General features: G+C 65.8%; 1 protein-coding gene. It reads right to left on the minus strand.

The window, feature by feature from the left end; genetic code table 11:
• The coding region (locus R0J92_RS23855; protein ID WP_411053501.1) for a hypothetical protein at nucleotides 1-263 on the minus strand (263 nt) is incomplete at both ends.

Consider the following 263-nt stretch of genomic DNA (forward strand, 5'->3'; position numbering starts at 1 on the left):
CGCGTTGTTCGCCTCGATGTCCTTCAGCCGCTGCTCGATGGTCGCGCGAACTTCGGCGAAGCGCCGGTCGCTCGCCTCGGTGAGGTGCCCGAGTTGCAGGCTGAGCGTATCGCCGAACTGCTTGAGCGAGCGCCCCTGTTCATCGCGCGCCTGTTGCGCCTGCTGTTGCAGACTGTGACGCACCGCGTCGAGCTGTTGCGCGAATCCGTCGATCTTGCCGCCCTGCACCGTCGTCATGCTGCTGAATTGCGCGGCCAGCGTCT

Source organism: Tritonibacter sp. SIMBA_163 (assembly GCF_046535935.1).
GTDB classification, from domain to species: domain Bacteria; phylum Pseudomonadota; class Alphaproteobacteria; order Rhodobacterales; family Rhodobacteraceae; genus Epibacterium; species Epibacterium scottomollicae.